Source organism: Pseudochelatococcus sp. B33 (genome assembly GCF_053570585.1).
The window spans coordinates 283,113-299,465 of the sequence record NZ_JBSEFH010000003.1 but is presented as its reverse complement, the minus strand read 5'-3'; the positions used below and the strand labels follow the sequence as shown (position 1 = coordinate 299,465).

General features: G+C 63.2%; 14 protein-coding genes and 1 pseudogene. 11 read left to right on the top strand and 4 right to left on the bottom strand.

Translation table 11 applies throughout. The features are described from left to right. Nucleotides 1-5 precede the first annotated feature (5 nt). The 6 genes and pseudogenes from ACUSIJ_RS04910 to ACUSIJ_RS04885 form a co-directional block, all read left to right on the top strand. A complete protein-coding gene (locus tag ACUSIJ_RS04910) occupies nucleotides 6-896 on the top strand; it encodes an ABC transporter substrate-binding protein (RefSeq protein WP_449307247.1) in 891 nt (296 codons plus the stop codon). Continuing rightward, nucleotides 889-2,880, top strand: coding sequence for a Fe(3+)-hydroxamate ABC transporter permease FhuB (fhuB, locus tag ACUSIJ_RS04905; protein ID WP_449307246.1), 1,992 nt, complete (start codon nucleotides 889-891; stop codon nucleotides 2,878-2,880). The genes ACUSIJ_RS04910 and fhuB overlap by 8 nt, the downstream gene beginning before the upstream one ends. After that, nucleotides 2,877-3,635, top strand: a complete 759-nt coding sequence (locus ACUSIJ_RS04900) for a siderophore-interacting protein (protein WP_449307245.1) — start codon at nucleotides 2,877-2,879, stop codon at nucleotides 3,633-3,635. The genes fhuB and ACUSIJ_RS04900 overlap by 4 nt, the downstream gene beginning before the upstream one ends. Continuing rightward, complete coding sequence (locus tag ACUSIJ_RS04895) at nucleotides 3,635-5,332, top strand: cyclic peptide export ABC transporter (protein ID WP_449307244.1); 1,698 nt, start codon at nucleotides 3,635-3,637, stop codon at nucleotides 5,330-5,332. Before ACUSIJ_RS04900 ends, ACUSIJ_RS04895 begins: the two co-directional genes overlap by 1 nt. 6 nt (nucleotides 5,333-5,338) lie before the next feature. Next, nucleotides 5,339-6,193: an ATP-binding cassette domain-containing protein gene (locus ACUSIJ_RS04890; protein ID WP_449307243.1), complete on the top strand. Its 855-nt coding sequence runs from the start codon at nucleotides 5,339-5,341 to the stop codon at nucleotides 6,191-6,193. Next, nucleotides 6,190-6,276 (top strand): annotated as a pseudogene (locus ACUSIJ_RS04885) (hypothetical protein); the annotation flags it as partial. The gene ACUSIJ_RS04890 and the pseudogene ACUSIJ_RS04885, both read left to right, overlap by 4 nt. 221 nt (nucleotides 6,277-6,497) lie before the next feature. On the opposite strand, the gene ACUSIJ_RS04880 reads toward ACUSIJ_RS04885, so the two are convergent. Both ACUSIJ_RS04880 and ACUSIJ_RS04875 read right to left on the bottom strand, forming a co-directional pair. Beyond that, on the bottom strand, nucleotides 6,498-6,761 hold the full coding sequence (locus ACUSIJ_RS04880; RefSeq protein ID WP_449307286.1) for a hypothetical protein: 264 nt from the start codon (nucleotides 6,759-6,761) through the stop codon (nucleotides 6,498-6,500). 15 nt (nucleotides 6,762-6,776) lie between these two features. Continuing rightward, nucleotides 6,777-7,568: an SGNH/GDSL hydrolase family protein gene (locus ACUSIJ_RS04875; protein WP_449307242.1), complete on the bottom strand. Its 792-nt coding sequence runs from the start codon at nucleotides 7,566-7,568 to the stop codon at nucleotides 6,777-6,779. Between the two features lie 228 nt (nucleotides 7,569-7,796). On the opposite strand from ACUSIJ_RS04875, the gene ACUSIJ_RS04870 reads away from it, so the two are divergent. From ACUSIJ_RS04870 to ACUSIJ_RS04855, 4 genes are read left to right on the top strand one after another with little or no spacing between them, the layout of a single operon-like run. Further along, entirely contained in the window at nucleotides 7,797-8,513 is a 717-nt protein-coding gene (locus tag ACUSIJ_RS04870) for a response regulator (RefSeq protein WP_449307284.1), read from the top strand. Then, on the top strand, nucleotides 8,510-9,880 hold the full coding sequence (locus tag ACUSIJ_RS04865) for an ATP-binding protein (protein ID WP_449307241.1): 1,371 nt from the start codon (nucleotides 8,510-8,512) through the stop codon (nucleotides 9,878-9,880). The genes ACUSIJ_RS04870 and ACUSIJ_RS04865 overlap by 4 nt, the downstream gene beginning before the upstream one ends. Then, nucleotides 9,877-11,124 (top strand): efflux RND transporter periplasmic adaptor subunit, encoded by a 1,248-nt coding sequence (locus ACUSIJ_RS04860; protein ID WP_449307240.1) that lies wholly within the window; start codon nucleotides 9,877-9,879, stop codon nucleotides 11,122-11,124. Before ACUSIJ_RS04865 ends, ACUSIJ_RS04860 begins: the two co-directional genes overlap by 4 nt. Before the next feature lie 3 nt (nucleotides 11,125-11,127). Continuing rightward, the gene (locus tag ACUSIJ_RS04855; protein ID WP_449307239.1) at nucleotides 11,128-13,104 is read left to right on the top strand and encodes a MacB family efflux pump subunit; all 1,977 of its coding nucleotides are present in this window, start codon (nucleotides 11,128-11,130) and stop codon (nucleotides 13,102-13,104) included. Nucleotides 13,105-13,379: 275 nt separating this feature from the next. Here ACUSIJ_RS04855 and ACUSIJ_RS04850 read toward each other — a convergent pair whose 3' ends face one another. After that, nucleotides 13,380-13,721 carry a hypothetical protein gene (locus ACUSIJ_RS04850; protein ID WP_449307238.1) on the bottom strand — a complete coding sequence of 114 codons (342 nt, stop codon included), beginning with the start codon at nucleotides 13,719-13,721 and terminating at the stop codon, nucleotides 13,380-13,382. An 824-nt stretch (nucleotides 13,722-14,545) separates the two neighbouring features. Between ACUSIJ_RS04850 and ACUSIJ_RS04845 the strand changes: the two genes are divergently transcribed. Then, nucleotides 14,546-14,755 (top strand): cold-shock protein, encoded by a 210-nt coding sequence (locus ACUSIJ_RS04845; protein WP_449307237.1) that lies wholly within the window; start codon nucleotides 14,546-14,548, stop codon nucleotides 14,753-14,755. 557 nt (nucleotides 14,756-15,312) lie between these two features. Here the strand turns inward: ACUSIJ_RS04845 and ACUSIJ_RS04840 are convergent. After that, a complete protein-coding gene (locus ACUSIJ_RS04840; protein ID WP_449307236.1) occupies nucleotides 15,313-16,221 on the bottom strand; it encodes an arginase family protein in 909 nt (302 codons plus the stop codon). Nucleotides 16,222-16,353 lie beyond the last annotated feature (132 nt).

Sequence of the window (16,353 nt, the reverse complement as noted above, 5' to 3'; positions counted from 1 at the left end):
GCGGCATGGCGGGCGGTTCGAGGAGACAGACACTGCAATGGATCGGCGGGGCCTGTCTCGCCCTTGCCCGTCCCGTCCGGTCGTTTGCCCGGTCTTCACTGATTGCGAGCCCGGGATGGGTTGCAACCCAGAGCCTGCTCGCGCTCGGCGTCGAGCCGGCGCTGGTCTGCGAACGGGTGCGATATACGGATCTCGTGATCGAACCTGCCCTGCCGCCGGATGCGGTCGAGGCCGGGCTGCGGTCCGAACCCAATCTCGAACTGATTGCCGGAGCACGGCCGGAATATATCGTTATCGACGCCACGCAACTCTCCCTGCGTCAACGGCTGGAGAAGATCGCGCCGGTCCTCGTTCATCGCCCTGTCGGCGCGGAGGGATTCGCCTTCGATGAAGCTGAAGCGGCGCTGATTGCGCTTTCCGTTCTATTCGGCAGGCAGGATGTCGCGCGCGGCTACGCCGCGACGGTGCGCGCCGAGATCGCGGCCTGCAGGGAGCGCCTGTCGGGAAGCGACAAGCCACCGATCTATCTCGTCTCTCCCATTGACACCCGCCGCCTGATGGTCTTCGGCCGGACCAGTGTGTTCGGTGTGACGACGGAAGCGCTGGGCTACCAGAATGCGTGGGAGCAGCCCGTCGGCTCCTTCGGTTTTTCCGTCACCGGCATCGAACAACTCGCCGCCCGCGATGACGCTGTGGTCGCGCTCATCGGATTGAGGGCGGAAGCCGCGCGGGCGCAACTCGCGTCGCATCCACTGTGGGCGCGGCTCGATTTCGTTCGCGCGAACAGGATCATCACCATTCCTCAAACACTGTCTTTCGGCGGCCTCCCGATCGCGCGCCGCTTCGCGCGCTTCGCGGCGGAGCGGTTTTCGCAATTGGCCGAGTCGCATGTCTGAAGCTCTTACAGTCACACCGCATAAAGGCATCCAGCGCGGCATCCTCGTCGCGATGTTCGTGCTCGCGGCTCTGCTTACCGTCCACGACATCGCCGGGCGTCTGGCGGGCGTGCCTCTGTACGAATTCATCCTGCGGCCCGATCTGGAGGATATCAGGCAGGCTTTGGTCTTCTACGTCAGCCTGCCACGCATCACGGTCGCCTTTCTGGCCGGGGCTATCCTTGCACTCGCCGGCATCATCATGCAGCAGGTGCTGCGCAACCCGCTGGCGGAGCCGGCCACGCTGGGCATCGGGTCGGGCGCCTATCTGGCTCTGGCCGTTGCCACCTTGTGGGCACCGGCGCTCGTCGCGGCCGGCCGCGTATGGGTCGCGATCGGCGGCAGCGTCGTCGCGGCGGTGCTCGTCTTCGGGTTGGCGTGGCCGAGCCGATTGTCGCCGCTGTCGATCATTCTGGCAGGGCTCGTCACCGCGCTCTACCTCGGCGTGCTGGGGTCGGCCGTCGTGCTGTTCAACCACGACCATCTGCTCGGGCTGTTCATCTGGGGCACCGGCTTCCTCGGCCAGACCGACTGGGGCGTCGCCGTTAGACTTGCGCCGCTGATGGTCGTGGCGGCAATGGCGGCTGTTCTGATGCAGAGGTCGCTCGCCATCCTCGATATCGGCGACGAGGGGGCGACGAATCTCGGCCTCTCGCTGACGAAAACGCGCTTCCTGGCGCTCGCCATGGCCACCGTCCTGGCAGCCGTCGTGGTCGCGGAAGTCGGCATGATCGGTTTCATCGGGCTGGCCGCCCCCGCCATCGCCAGGCTGAGCGGCGCGCGGCGGGTGCGCGATCGTCTGTTGTGGGCGCCGCTGCTGGGCGGCCTGCTGCTGTGGCTGACCGACGAACTCGTCCTGCTGATACCGGCGGGCTTCAGGGAGGTGCCCACCGGAGCCGCAACGGCGCTGCTGGGCGCGCCCCTGCTGCTGTGGCTGCTGCCGCACCTGAGATCGGCGGGACCGTCCTCCGTCCGCCCGGCGGACACATTCCGGCGCTGCGCGCACGCCGGCCGATACATGCTGGGGCTCGGCCTCCTGCTGGTCATGGCTGTCGCTGGCTCGCTGTTCGTATCGCGGGGGTTCTTCGGGGCGAACGAATTCGCTCTCGGCTTTGTCGAAGCCCTGGAATGGCGCGGCCCGCGCATCCTCGCCGCTATCGCCGTAGGCGTGCTGCTGGCGCTGGCGGGTGTTCTCATGCAACGGATGACCGGCAATCCGATGGCGGCTCCGGAGATACTGGGTGTCTCATCGGGTGCCGCATTGGGGATCGTCGGGCTGCTGCTGTTCGCCGCGGAACCCACACGGGGGGCGCAACTGATCGCCGGCGTGGCAGGCGCGACGGCTATCCTCTGCCTGCTCATGAGTCTCGGCAGACGCAACGGGTTTTCACCCGACCGGCTCCTGATCTGCGGCATCGCCATCGGTGCCGTGTTCGGAATCATCGTCTCCGTGGCGTTGGCGACCGGCCATCCGAGGATGGGCTTCCTGCTATCATGGCTTGCTGGCTCGACCTATGCGGTCCGGTGGCCGGACGCGATTGCGGCTGCCGTTCTGGCGTCCGTTCTCGGGCTCGCCTCGATAACGATCTGGCGGTGGCTGGATATATGGCCGCTCGGCGCTGCCGCGAGCCTGGGGCTCGGCGTGAACGTGACGCGCAGCCGGGCGCTCATCCTGCTGATGGTGGCCACGATGACCGCCGCCGCGACGCTGGTGATCGGACCGCTCAGCTTCATCGGCCTGATGAGCCCCCATATCGCCTATCGCCTCGGACTGCACCGCCCGGTTCAGCAACTGGCCGGAGCCGCGTTGATCGGTGCGCTCCTGCTCGTGCTGTCGGACTGGATCGGCAGGACCGTGATCTTTCCGTTCCAGTTGCCGACCGGCCTCGTCGCCGTGCTGATCGGTGGTCCCTATCTGATGTGGCTGATCGTGAGGCGCAGATGAACGCAGTTCCCGACGATGGTTTCCGCTTCATGACGGTCGTGGCGACGCACGGCATCGCACCGCGCATGCAGCGGTTGCGGCTGGCGGGCGACGATCTCGCGCGTTTCGATACGTTCGCCAATCTGCACGTCCGGCTCTATGTGACTGACGATCCGGACAGGCCCTTGCAAAGGCCCGTTTTCGACGACGAGGGCAGGCCCCGGATCGAAGGCTACGCTATCCGCTATTACACCATCCGTGCCATCGATGCCCAAGCCGGATGGCTCGATATGGATTTCGTGCTGCACGACGACGCAGGTCCGGCCTGCGACTTCGCCCGCCGTGCCCGGCCGGGAGACGTGTGCGGGATATCCGGCCCTTGCGGTCTGAGCGTAAAGCCTGCGAGACGCTACGTGCTGGCGGGCGACGAGACGGCACTGCCCGCGATCGCCCGCATCGCGGAAACCGTGCTGCGCAATACCGAGGGAACCATCCTGATCGATGCCGGGATGCCCGACGACCGGCTGGATCTCGTCGTGCCCCCGTCCATGTCGGTCGACTGGCTGTTCCGCTCCGTGAGCCCGCCGGGCGCTTTTGCCACGCGCGTGTCGGAGGCGATTGCCGAAACATCGGCCGAGACGGACGACTACTTCATCTGGATCGCGGGAGAGTATGCCAATTACCTGTCCATCCGGCCCGCCCTCGAAGGAATATCGAAGAAGCGCCATATTAACGTGCCCTATTGGCGCGCGCCACGTGTCGACGGGGAGAGGTGATGAAACGGGATGTCTTGCCGTGGCCTCTCGCCGCTGGATACCGGCGTTTCGGGCTGCTCATCGCGGTTTCCGTGGCCGCGGGTGCGATTGCCGGCCTCGGCACTGTCCTGCTGCTGTCGGTGGTCAACCGTGTCCTCCACAGCGAGGCGGGAATGACCACCGGCCTGCTGCTTGCTTTCGTCGCCTTGTCCCTTCTGACGCTGGTGACGCGCGCCATATCCGACATCTCCACCAACCTGACCGGCCAGCGCCTCGTGGCGGAGTTGCGGACATGGCTTGCCCAGCAGGTTCTCGCGGCGCCGGTCAATGCGCTCGAGCGGTATCGCACCTACCGTCTCACGCCGATCCTGACTCACGACGTGGACACGATCAGCGATCTCGCTTTCGTGGTTGCGCCGCTGGTGATCTCGATGCTCATCGCCATCGGCTGCTTCGTGTGGCTGGCGTGGCTGTCGCCCTTCCTCTGTCTCGTCGTCTTCTTGGTGCTCGCAGGCGGTGTGTGCGTCCAATATGTCGCCCGGCGCAAGGGGATCGCCGGTTTCAGGATGTCGCGCGACATGGAGGATACGCTGCACAAGACCTACCGCTCGATGGCCGATGGGGCCAAGGAACTGAAGGTCAACCGTCAGCGGCGGCAGAAGCTCTTCACCGCGCAGATCGGCGAGACTGTCGAGAGGATCAGGGCAAACAACACCCGTTCGATCAGGATCTTCGTGGTCGCCAACGCCTTCGGCTCCGCCCTGTTTTTCCTGCTCATCGCGCTCGTCCTCTTCTGGCGGAACGTCGCGCCGATATCCCCTGAAGTCCTGTCAGGCTTCGTGCTCGTGCTGCTGTTCCTGCGTGGGCCGGTGGAGCAGATCACGAACACGCTTCCGGCCATCGGCCGGGCGCAGATTGCCTTCCAGCGGATCGCCGATCTCGCACGCCATTTCGACAGTCTGGAACCGGATATCCGTCACGATGCCAGGGATGAAGCACAGTTCGACGGGCAGGCATTGCCCGCGATCCGGTTTGACGGTGTCAGCTATCGTTTCCCTCGCAGCGATAACGTCGAGCCGTTCAGGTTCGGCCCCGTCGACCTGACCTTCGAGCCGGGACGGATAACCTTCATCGTCGGGGAGAACGGTTCCGGCAAGACTACACTGGTCAAGCTGCTGCTCGGTCTCTATGCGCCACATGAGGGAGCGGTGTTCCTTGGCGATATCGCCATCACTTCGGAAAACCGCGACGATTACCGGCAGCTCTTCTCGACGGTGTTGTCGGACTTCCATCTGTTTGACGATCTGATGACTGAAGACCGACCGCTCGCGGACAGGACACTGGCCTACCTCACCATGCTGGAACTGGCCGGCAAGGTCGAGGTGAAGGACGGGCGCTTTACCACCACCGAACTGTCGACCGGCCAGCGCAAGCGTCTGGCGCTGGTTCATGCCCTGCTGGAAGACCGCCCGATCATCGTCTTCGACGAATGGGCCGCCGATCAGGACCCTGACTTCCGGCGCGCGTTCTACGAACGGGTGCTGCCCGATCTGAAGCGCCAGGGCAAAACCTTGATTGCCATTTCCCACGACGACCGCTTCTTCCATGTCGCCGACCGTGTTGTGCGTCTGGAGAACGGACGGATAGCGTCGGATTCAGACGGTCGGTACGCCGGTGATGTCCTCACGCATGCCATCGAGATGAAGGGAGGCAGTTGATTGGCCATGATCGCTCTGCTGAAAGAAAATCCGGCGCGGATTGAGGACGCCGCCGATCATTTCGCTGCCCGTCAGGCCGTCGATAACCCCCCGTCGTTCCACCTCGATCGGGTGACATTCTCCGTTGCCAGCCGGTTGCTCCTTCAGCCACTGACGCTGACGCTGCCGTCGAACCGCATCGTCGGGCTGATCGGCCATAACGGCTCGGGCAAGTCCACACTCCTGAAAATCCTTGCCCGCCAGCAGCCGGCGACCGATGGGACCGTCAGGTTCAGGGACAGGAAACTTTCCGATTGGGGTGACCGGCCTTTTGCACGACAGGTTGCCTATCTCCCGCAACACACACCGCCGGCGTCGGGCATGCTGGTGAAGGAACTGGTGGCTCTCGGGCGCTATCCCTGGCATGGCGCCTTGGGACGGTTCGGCACTGCCGACCGCGATAAGGTCGAGGAGGCCATGACCCTCACGAATGTTACGGGCATGGCGGACCGTCTCGTTGACACGCTTTCAGGTGGAGAGCGTCAGAGGGTATGGCTTGCCATGCTGGTGGCGCAGGATGCCGAACATCTCCTGCTGGATGAGCCGATATCCGCGCTCGACATTTCGCACCAGATCGAGGTGCTGTCCCTGATCCACAACCTCTGCCGGGAGAAAGGGCTTGGTGTTGTCGTAGTGCTGCACGATGTCAACATGGCCGCACGCTTCTGCGACGAGATCATCGCGCTTCATACTGGCAGGCTAATCGCGCGCGGAAGCCCCTCCGAGATCATGGTGCCGACGATGCTTCGCCAGATTTACGGCATCGAGATGGCGGTGCTTTCCCATCCTGTGACGGGTCATCCGATTGCCGCCGCCATTTGATAAAGTTGCAGCGTGTCCACCGCCTTCCCCCCGAGCTGTTGAGCGACGAGGCATTGAAAACCTCCGAGATCGAAGGGGAAATACTGGACCGCGTCAGCATCCAGTCGTCCTTGCGGCGGCAGCCTGGGCTTGCCGCCGATCATCACGCCGTGAAGCCAGGGGAGCATGGTATTGCGGAAATGATGGTCGACGTGTACGCCACCTATGCCACACCGCTCGATCACGCAACATTGTTCCGCTGGCACAGGATGCTGCTGGGCCACGAGTTGCTGCGCCATGGCTCGACGCTTGAGACGATCGGCGGCTACCGGACGGTCGTGGCTGGCATCAGCGGGAATTCCTCGAATTCAACGATGAGGTTGCCGTGGTCACAGGTGGGCCCCGGTGCGTCGGTTGAGGCCAGGGCGAACATCTCTTCGTCGAGACGTTCCCGCTCGGACTTGTCGGATTCCAGACCGCCGGCTGCGAAGATCAGGCCGGCGATGACGCCGATTGCGCCGATATGCACGCCCAGATTCCTGACGGCCTCGGATCGCATGTCCTTCCAGGTGTGACGTTGCATCGTCATCGGATGTTCAATCCTTCAATTGATGGCATAGCTGCAGATATCGCTCGCATGAGCGCGTATCCTGTCGGCGAGACGGTTGATGTGAATGCCGTCCGGAGCATGGACGGGCTCGTGCCAGACAGGCTTGCCGGATGTCTTCGGATCACCGGCGGCGTCTGCAGCGGGGAACAACTCGACGCGCCGGCACTGTTCTTCGGAACAGATATCGCTGATGATTGCGTCGAATCCGGTGATCGCCGCTGCGGAAAAGCCCGTCGATCCGGCATCCCGCAATGGGGGAACCTGCGATACGACAACGCGCGTCCCTTTCCAGTGCAGGATCGAGAGGAGCGTGTCGAGGTTTTGTCGGAAGCGGGCGTGCGCTTTGCCGGCGTCCGGGTCGCGCTTGAGATTGGCGTCGTTCGTACCGATCGAGAGCAGCGTCAGTTTCGGCGATCTGATTCCTGCGGCGGACAGGAACGACGCTACATCAGCGAGCGTGGCGCCGGAGAGACCAGCATTGAGGGTCGGCAATCCGCAAAGTTCGGGAAGATAAAGCCGCTCCGTGTGTGAGTCGCCCGCAAGCAGGACGTAGTCCCCCTCGATCTGTTCGGCCTGCGCTTCCACTGTCCGCAGCCGGACGAGCGCATAGCCGTCACGTGGCTTGGGGGCCTCCGTCACGACGAGAACCCAGGCAAGGACCGCGCCGGCCGCCGCCACGGTTCCCATGCCAATCAGTATCATCGTCATCCGGGTATAGGGCGGCAGGCCGCGCGGCGCGAACAGGAGCGAGCGAAGCCATGTCGGGGAAAGGGGGCGAACCTGCATCCGGGTCTCCTTTATCGGCCCGGACGATCGCCGATGTTTGTTTCCCGGTTATTCAGGTTTCGGGGAATTTTGTTTCGTGCCGGTTTCCACTGGCGGCCCAGAAACAATTGGAAACAAATTTCCGATTTGATCGGTCACGCACCTGCAGTAAGTGATTGCTGGAAATGGAATATGCGTTCGGAAGCCGCCCCGGCTGCCGGACATCGACATGAAGGAGCTGTCGGGACAATGAGCGAGACGCCTCATATCCTGATCGTCGAGGATGACCCGGATATCAGTGCGCTCATTGCCCGCTATCTGGAGAAGAACGGTTTCAGGACATCGGTCGCCGCGCATGGCCGTGCGATGGACCGCATTCTTGCCGACGCCCGCATCGACCTTGTCGTTCTTGACCTCATGCTGCCCGGAGAGGACGGCCTGAGCATCTGCCGCCGGATGCGGGCTGCATCCGCCATCCCGATCCTGATGCTGACGGCGAGAAGCGAAGAGGTGGACCGCATCGTCGGGCTGGAAATAGGTGCGGACGATTATCTTGCCAAGCCGTTCAACCCGCGTGAACTCATGGCCCGCATCCGCGCCGTCCTGCGCCGGTCCAGGCCGGACGACAGCATTCCCGGCGACGATGCTTCCATCCTCACTTTCGAGGGATGGTCGGTGGATCCACGCCAGCGCCACCTCACGGACCCGGACGGCGCGCGGGTATCCCTCACCGGCGCGGAGTTCGACCTGCTGCTGGCCCTGTGCACACGATCCCAACGCGTTCTGACGCGTGAACAGCTGCTCGATCTGACGCGCGGAAGGGAGCCGGGTCCGTTCGACCGCAGTATCGACATTCTCATCAGCCGTCTGAGGCAGAAACTCGAACGCGATCCGCGGGATCCGCACTTCATCAAAACCGTCCGCAACAGCGGTTACGTCTTCGCGGTCAAGGTGGGGCACCAATGATCTCCGGTCTCGCGAGAGTGATCCATCCCCGCCGCATCGCAGGTCAGATCGCGCTTCTGACCATCGCCTCGGTCGTGCTGTCGCAAATCCTCATATCGACGGCGTTCCTCATCCTGTTGCCGCCTCCACAGCAACCCGAACACGAGCGCCGGGAAGCGGAACTCGTCGCCATCGCCGTCGTGCTGAACGCGATCCCCGCGGGAACAATGCCGCGTGCGGCAACGGGATCCCTGGCGGCACGTTACCCGTGGCTTGGCCTTTCCATGCAGCTGCCCGCATGGGCGACGGTACCCCTCATGCCCGATCATCCAGTCGCGAGAGAGACCGCTCGCCGTCTCGGCGAAGGCGTGGCCGTCTATCTCCGCCGCTCTGCCTTGGGGGTGGCGGGAGAGAGAGGGGGAGGAGACATCGCACTGCGCCTTGCGAACGGTATTGTGCTGACCGGTCCCGGCCAGCCGGAAACCCGTCCCGGGCCACCGGTTGGAGTCCGGCTGATGGTGATGCTGGGATTCCTCGCCCCGGTCCTCGTGCTGCTGACATTCTGGGCGGTGACGGCCGTCACGGCACCGCTGCGCCGCTTCGCGGACGCGGCGGAAAGTTTCGACGCCAGCCGGGAGCACGAGCCGCTTCCCGAGCAGGGGCCGGAAGAAATACGGACCGCCGCGCGTGCCTTCAACCGCATGCGCGACCGTATCAAGGAACTCATCGACGAGCGCACCCAGATGCTGCTGGCCGTCAGTCATGACCTGAGGACCCCCATTACCCGCCTGAGGTTGCGCACGGAGTTCGTGGAGGATGAGACGGTTCGTGCGCAGATGGAACGGGATCTCGACCAGGTGAACGCCATGCTGCGATCGGCGCTGTCGTTTATTCGCGGCGAACGGACGGAGCTCGCGCTTTCCAGCATTGATATCGCAAGCCTCACGCAGACTGTCACTGACGAGTTCGCGGAACTCGGTCATGCCGTCAGCTACGTGGGGCCCGATCGGCTTGTCTGTCTCGGGCGGCTCGATGATATGCACCGCGTGCTGACGAACCTCGTCGACAATGCCGTTCGCCACGCCCGTACCGTCGTCGTGCGCCTGCGTTACGGCGACGATGGCGGAATTGTCCTGACGGTGGAAGACGACGGCCCCGGTATTCCCGAGGATCGCAGGGAGGCTGTCGTGAAGCCCTTCGTCCGGATGGAGGACGAGCGTCCGATCCGTTCGGGGCAGGGTTTCGGACTCGGACTGGCGATCACCCGCTCTCTTGTCCGCGCTCAAGGCGGGCGTCTTTCAATGCATGATAACGTTCCGCATGGGCTTGTCGTGCGCATCGACCTGCCACAGGTACCGGCGCATTCTTCGGGGTTGGCGGGCTCATGAGCGACGGAAAACGACGGTGGACGGCCTTCACGGTGCTGCTGCCGGTGGCCGTGATCGCCGGACTTGCCGGCGCCTATCTGTGGTGGGTGCGCGAGCAGGCCTCCTCACAGGCGGCGAACGTCATCACGGCGCCCGTCACGAGGGGGGACGTCGAGGTCACCGTGCTCGCGACCGGCATCCTCAAGCCGGCCAGGCTGGTCGCCGTCGGCGCGCAGGCGTCGGGCCGGGTGACGGCGCTCAAGGTCGAGCTGGGACAGCAGGTGACGGCAGGGGATCTCATCGCTGAAATCGATTCGGTGACGCAGGAGAACGCGCTGCGCAACGCACAGGCGGCGCTTGCCAGTGCGCGCGCGCAACGCACGGAGAAGACCGCCAGCTTGAAATTGGCCGAGATAACGGTCGAGCGCCAGCGCAAGATGGCGGCGCAACGCGCCGTCTCGCGGGCCGACCTCGATGTGGCCGAAGCGGATCTCGCCGTCACGCAGGCACAGATCGAGGCGCTGGATGCGCAGATCATCCAGTCGGAGGTCGCGGTCGAGACCGCAGAGGCCAACCTCGGCTATACCCGCATCACCGCGCCCATCGACGGCACGGTGCTGGCTATCGTTACCCAGGAGGGGCAGACGGTTAACGCCGCCCAGTCCGCGCCGACCATCGTCATTCTCGGACAGCTCGATACCATGACGGTGCGCGCGGAAATATCGGAGGCCGACGTCGTTCGCGTCGCGCCCGGCCAGCCGGTGTATTTCACCATTCTGGGGGATACGGGCCGGCGCTATGACGCCACGCTGCAGCAGATCGAGCCTGCGCCCGAGTCGATATCCAGCGACAGCAGTTTCAGCACGTCGTCGGGCGCTGGTTCCTCCGCCAGCTCAACAAGCACGACGTCCGCGATCTATTACAACGGCGTGTTCGATGTCCCCAATCCGGACGGCAGGCTAAGAACCTACATGACCGCCGAGGTCCATATCGTGCTGGGCCGGGCGACGGACGCGCTGACGATCCCGTCTACCGCGCTCGGCCTGTCCTCGCCGGACGGGCACACCTACACGGTACAGGTGGTTGCGCCTTCGGGCGGGATCACCCCCCGGCCGGTCGAGATCGGGCTCAACAACAAGATCAGGGCTCAGGTGTTGTCGGGTCTCGAGGAGGGTGAGCGGGTGGTGACGGGTGTGTATTCGGCCTCGGCTCCTGCCGCTTCTGGCGCTGGCCGGCGGGGACCGCCGTCCCCGATGGGGTTCTAGGACATGAGCCGGCCAGGGGATGACGCGCCACTGCTAGCGGTCGAGGGCCTGCGGCGGGAGTTTCCGGCCGGAGAGGAGACGCTCGTCGTCCTCAAGGACATCGACCTCACCATTCATGCCGGGGAGATGGTGGCCATCGTTGGCGCTTCCGGATCCGGCAAGTCGACGCTGATGAACATTCTCGGCTGTCTCGACCGGCCGACCGCCGGGCGCTACCTTATCCGCGGACGCGAGACTTCGACGCTCGACAGCGACGAACTGGCCGAGCTGCGGCGCGAGCATTTCGGGTTCATCTTCCAGCGCTACCACCTGCTGCCGGAGCTGACGGCCGTCGGCAACGTGGAGATTCCGGCAATCTACGCCGGTGCATCGCCGTCGGAACGCGGGGAGCGCGCCGCGCAATTGTTGACGCGCCTCGGCATGGCGGACCGCCTCTCCCACCGGCCGGGACAATTGTCGGGCGGACAGCAGCAGCGCGTTTCCATCGCCCGGGCACTGATGAACGGGGCCGAGGTCATTCTGGCCGACGAACCCACCGGCGCGCTCGACTCGCGCAGCGGCGAGGAAGTGCTCATGATCCTGCAGGAACTCAACCGCGCCGGCAAGACCGTCATCATCGTCACCCATGACATGGACGTGGCGCAGCGTGCCCAGCGGATCGTCGAGCTGCGGGACGGGGTCATTGTCGCCGACCGCCGGACGGAGCAGGACGGCGGAGGTGCTGCAACCGAAGCCGCACCGGCGGAGCCCGCGAGAGAAGCGAAACCCATGCAGGCGGCATTCGATCGCCTGGGCGAGGCGTTCCGCATGGCGTTCCTGTCGATGAGGGCCCACAAGCTGCGCACATTTCTGACCATGCTCGGCATCATCATCGGCATTGCTTCCGTCGTGAGCGTGGTGGCGCTCGGCACCGGGTCACGTCAGCGGGTGCTCGCCAACATCAGCAGTCTCGGCACCAACACGCTGGAGGTCTTTGCGGGGCGGGACTTCGGCGATACACGCTCCGGCAGGATCACGACGCTCGTGGTCGCCGACGCCGAGGCGCTGGCGACCCAGTCCTGGGTCGCGGCCGTCACGCCGACGGTGTCGACCAACGACCTGGTACGGTTCGGATCGGTTTCGGCCAATGCGATGGTCAACGGCGTCGGGGACCAGTATTTCGATGCCAGAGGCGTCAGGGTCGCCGAAGGGCAATTGTTCGATGCCCACAGTGTCCGCGATCGGGTGCAAGAGGTTGTCATCGATGAAAATACGCGCAGTGCCCTGTTCCCGGATTTCCCCGGCAGTCCGGTGGGCCAGTCGATCCTCATCGGCAAGATGCCGGCGCGTATCGTCGGCGTCACGCAAGCGCAGCAGGGCGGCTTCGGCTCCAGTCAGAATCCGTCCGTCTATCTGCCCTACACGACTGTGCAGACGCGCCTCCTGGGCAATACCACGTTGCGCAGCATCACCATCCGCGTCGCCGACGACGTCCCGACCACTCTCGCCGAGCAGGCGGCGACCGAGTTCCTGCTTGCGCGCCATGGCGTGAAGGATTTCTTCATTCTCAACACCGACGACATCCGCCAGACGATCACCAGCACGACCGAAACGCTGACACTGCTGATTGCGGCCATCGCCCTGATCTCGCTCGTGGTGGGCGGCATCGGCGTGATGAACATCATGCTGGTGACCGTGTCCGAGCGGGTGGGGGAGATCGGCGTGCGCATGGCGGTCGGGGCGCGTCAGGGCGATATCATGCAGCAATTCCTGATCGAGGCGATCGTCGTCTGCTTCATCGGCGGGCTGGGCGGCATCGCGCTGGCTCTGGGCTTCGGCGTGCTGTTCCATATACTCGGATCGAACTTCAGCCTGGTCTATTCAACTGGCTCGATCGTCGCCTCGCTGGCGTGCTCCACGATCATTGGCGTCGCCTTCGGATATCTGCCGGCCAGAAACGCCGCAAGGCTCGATCCGGTCGTTGCCCTCGCGCGCAATTGACGCTGCACTGTGGGCTTTTGCTGTTATGTGGCCGGTGGAGCTATGATCTTTTTGGAGGAACCGGGCACCATTATTCCGGCGTGCTGGTGATGGGGCGCTGCATTGGAGGAATGCATGCCTTCGCCGCACCACCGGGCAAATATCGCGGTCTCGTCGCTGTCACACCCGTGTCAGGCCAGGGACGCGGCTGTTCAGTCTGTCTATCTCCGATGCGGAAAGCGTCGATATCGTCACTGACGGCCTATTCGCCTTCGTCAGGGCGGAGGAGGACGATCTTAGGCAGAAGGAGGGCGGCGTAGCGTCGCGATATCAACGGCGCCTTCAGCCTCGATGGCAGGCAGCGGAATACCAATCTTTTCGACTACCGTTTCCCGGATGAGATGTCTGACTTGCCGCAGAATACCAGTGTATTCATCCTTTTCTAAATCAGAAATAAACTCAATCGATTCTATTTCTTTCGAGAATCGTTCTATTGATTTATGGCATCTGTTATACATGAGAATAAACTCTTCTCCATCTGTATCCAGGTGAAGAAAATCGTTTATTGTTCTTTCCAGTCCCTTAAGGATATTCGGTCCGGTTTCTTCGGATACAATCGAGTCTCCTGCCAGTTTCATCGCGGACTGCGAGTATGTCGATATCCACCATATCGTTACAGCGCGAAGCTGTCTCTGTTCGTCGGTGAGTTGATGGCCTCTCATCGTTCTCCCCCTGTTACCTTTGCTGCGAGGCCACCTGGAATTTCTGCAGTGGCATTATGATCTGACGGAACATGCCTTCGGTCCGCATATTAAACAACGCTCACCTGTTTTTGTTCCTCCCGCTCACGCAATCGGCAGGTCGGTGGCGCCATTAACCCGGCCTGAAAGCAGGCTCAGGAGAGGGGGATTAGGACACGGTGAATCCGTGCTGGCGGCCTACGTCCCGTATAATGTCTCTTATCTCGTCCTCTGACAGTTCCGGATAGTCGGCTTGGTATCTTTGAGCGATTGCCAGAGAGTCGATCGTTGCCGGCGCCCGTTCTGCGATGCTCTGGATGTCCTGCTCGACCTGTCGCCTGAGGTGCTGTTCAGCGTTCATATGGTCCTCCGAGTGGATTGCGCGCGTCGCGCCTTCCGTTGGCCCATCAGCATAGCTTGCGCTTAGCGCGGCCATGAGTCCAGATGGACGAAGGTCGATGCGCGGGGAGGCGGCGTGATCCCGTCCGCGTGAGCGGGGGTGTGGGCGGGCTGCTCGGATGGTGGAATGGAATAATCTGTAATTTTCCCTTGCATAAATGTCGTATCGTCCTTATCTTGAAAAGATCGATCTTGCTTGCTGAATTTTGTTTTCTGCGCTACGGCGTTTTTGACGATATTTCTCTCTCAAATCGATCTGAAAAAACTTGTCGCGGCTTCAACGCGACAAACGATAATCTATGACCGATTGAAAGGAAATCGTCATGAGCACTGGAACCGTGAAGTTCTTCAACGCCACCAAAGGTTTCGGCTTTATTACGCCTGACGACGGAAAAACGGACGTATTCGTGCATATTTCCGCTGTCGAGCGCGCAGGCCTGCACACCATCGTGGAAGGCCAGAAGCTCAGCTTCGAGGTGGTGAAGGATTACAAGACAGGCCGGTCCTCGGCCGATCAACTGCAGGAAGCATGATGTTTCCCCCTCCGATCCGTGACCACGGATGTACTGGCACGGATTGTTGAGATGGAGAGGCCGGGTGATAGCCCGGCCTTTTCGTTTTGTGCGTATCTCAAGCAGGGAGTGAACGATATGACCAATAGTGTCACCAAGGATAATCTGTTCCGACCAACGACAAGAATGACAGCCACCACGAGGTCAGCAATGACGGACCTAGCTGTACGGTCGATACTCGATGCAGAGACTAGCCTCCGGGACGCCAAGACTGCGCGGCTCCGCAAGGCGAGGTTGGAACGGGAGGCGCAGATTGCGGCCGTGCAACCGTTGGCGAAGCCACGCCGAGCGAGGGCCAAGTGAGAGCAAAGGGTGTTGGGGTGGCCTTGGTGTATCCTTCCGCTGATCGTTATTGCTCCACGAAATGTTGACTCCGTGGCAGGCGCTGCCATCTTCGATCGAGAAACCGGGAGAAAGGCTGCCTTCAGGGGACCGACGCCGAGCTTCAAATGCCGCAGGCAGGAAGAAAAATTTGAGGCAGCCATGGAGACTGGGCTACGGCGACTCTTCGGGCAGGTTTAGGAAAACACCTCGCGCAAAAGTGCCACGAGGAAGCGGGCGAGGGAGCCATCCGGGTCGAGGTCGGGGTCGAAGATCGTGACGTCGAGGCCCGTGCAGCGTTGGTCCTCGACCAGATGCCGCAGCAGGAGGATGAGGTCCGCCGGATCGATGCCTGGACTGCCTGGCGTATCGACAGCCGGCATGATGGTCTGATCGAGCACATCGACGTCGAAATGCACCCAGAACGGCCATCCTGTCTGATCCAGCGTCGCCCGGGTGCGCTCGATGATGCCGGCAGCACCCAGCTTGCGCGCCGTGAAGACATCGATACGGGTGATGGCCGTGTCGTTGACGTCGGGCCAGGCGAAATCGGCGTCTCTGCCCTCGCGCTCGCCGATCTGGACCACCTGTTCATCCGGCACCAGCGGAGCCGGAGCGCCCGGCCAGTCGATGAGCAGTGTCTCGCCGCGGCCGGTTGTCAGTGCCAGATCCATGCCAGCCACCGCTCCCAATGTCGCAGCCGCATCGTAATTGCCCGGATGTCGGAAATCACTGTGCCCGTCTATGTGGACAAGGGAATGGGGACCGACCCGGCGCGCACCGGCCAGCGCACCGAGCAGGATGGAGCAGTCGCCGCCCACCACCACCGGGAACTCGCCCGCCGCGAGAGCGGTCGCAATCGTATCGGCCAACCCGAGATTGAATGTTCTGATCCCCATCCCGTTGCGGAGCCTCGTGCCGGGTTGCGGCTCTGTATCGTAGACGGGTCGCTTCAGGGAAACCGTGCGCGCTGGCGCCAGCGCCGCGTCGAGCCCGGCTTGCTCCAGTGCCTCCGGTGCTCGCCAGGTTCCGGGCTCATGGCCGGGGCGAAGAGGCCGCAGGCCGAGATTGGAAGGCGCCCGGATAATCGTGATCGATCGCGTCATGCTGCCTCCTTCATGTACTTCGGACACCCGAGGTCCGGCGCAGGCGCTGACGTGCCTGAGGCGCTTGCCCGGCTAGCAGCCCGCTCTTCCGCGCCATCGGTGATCCATACGAGCAAATCCTCGCATCAGATT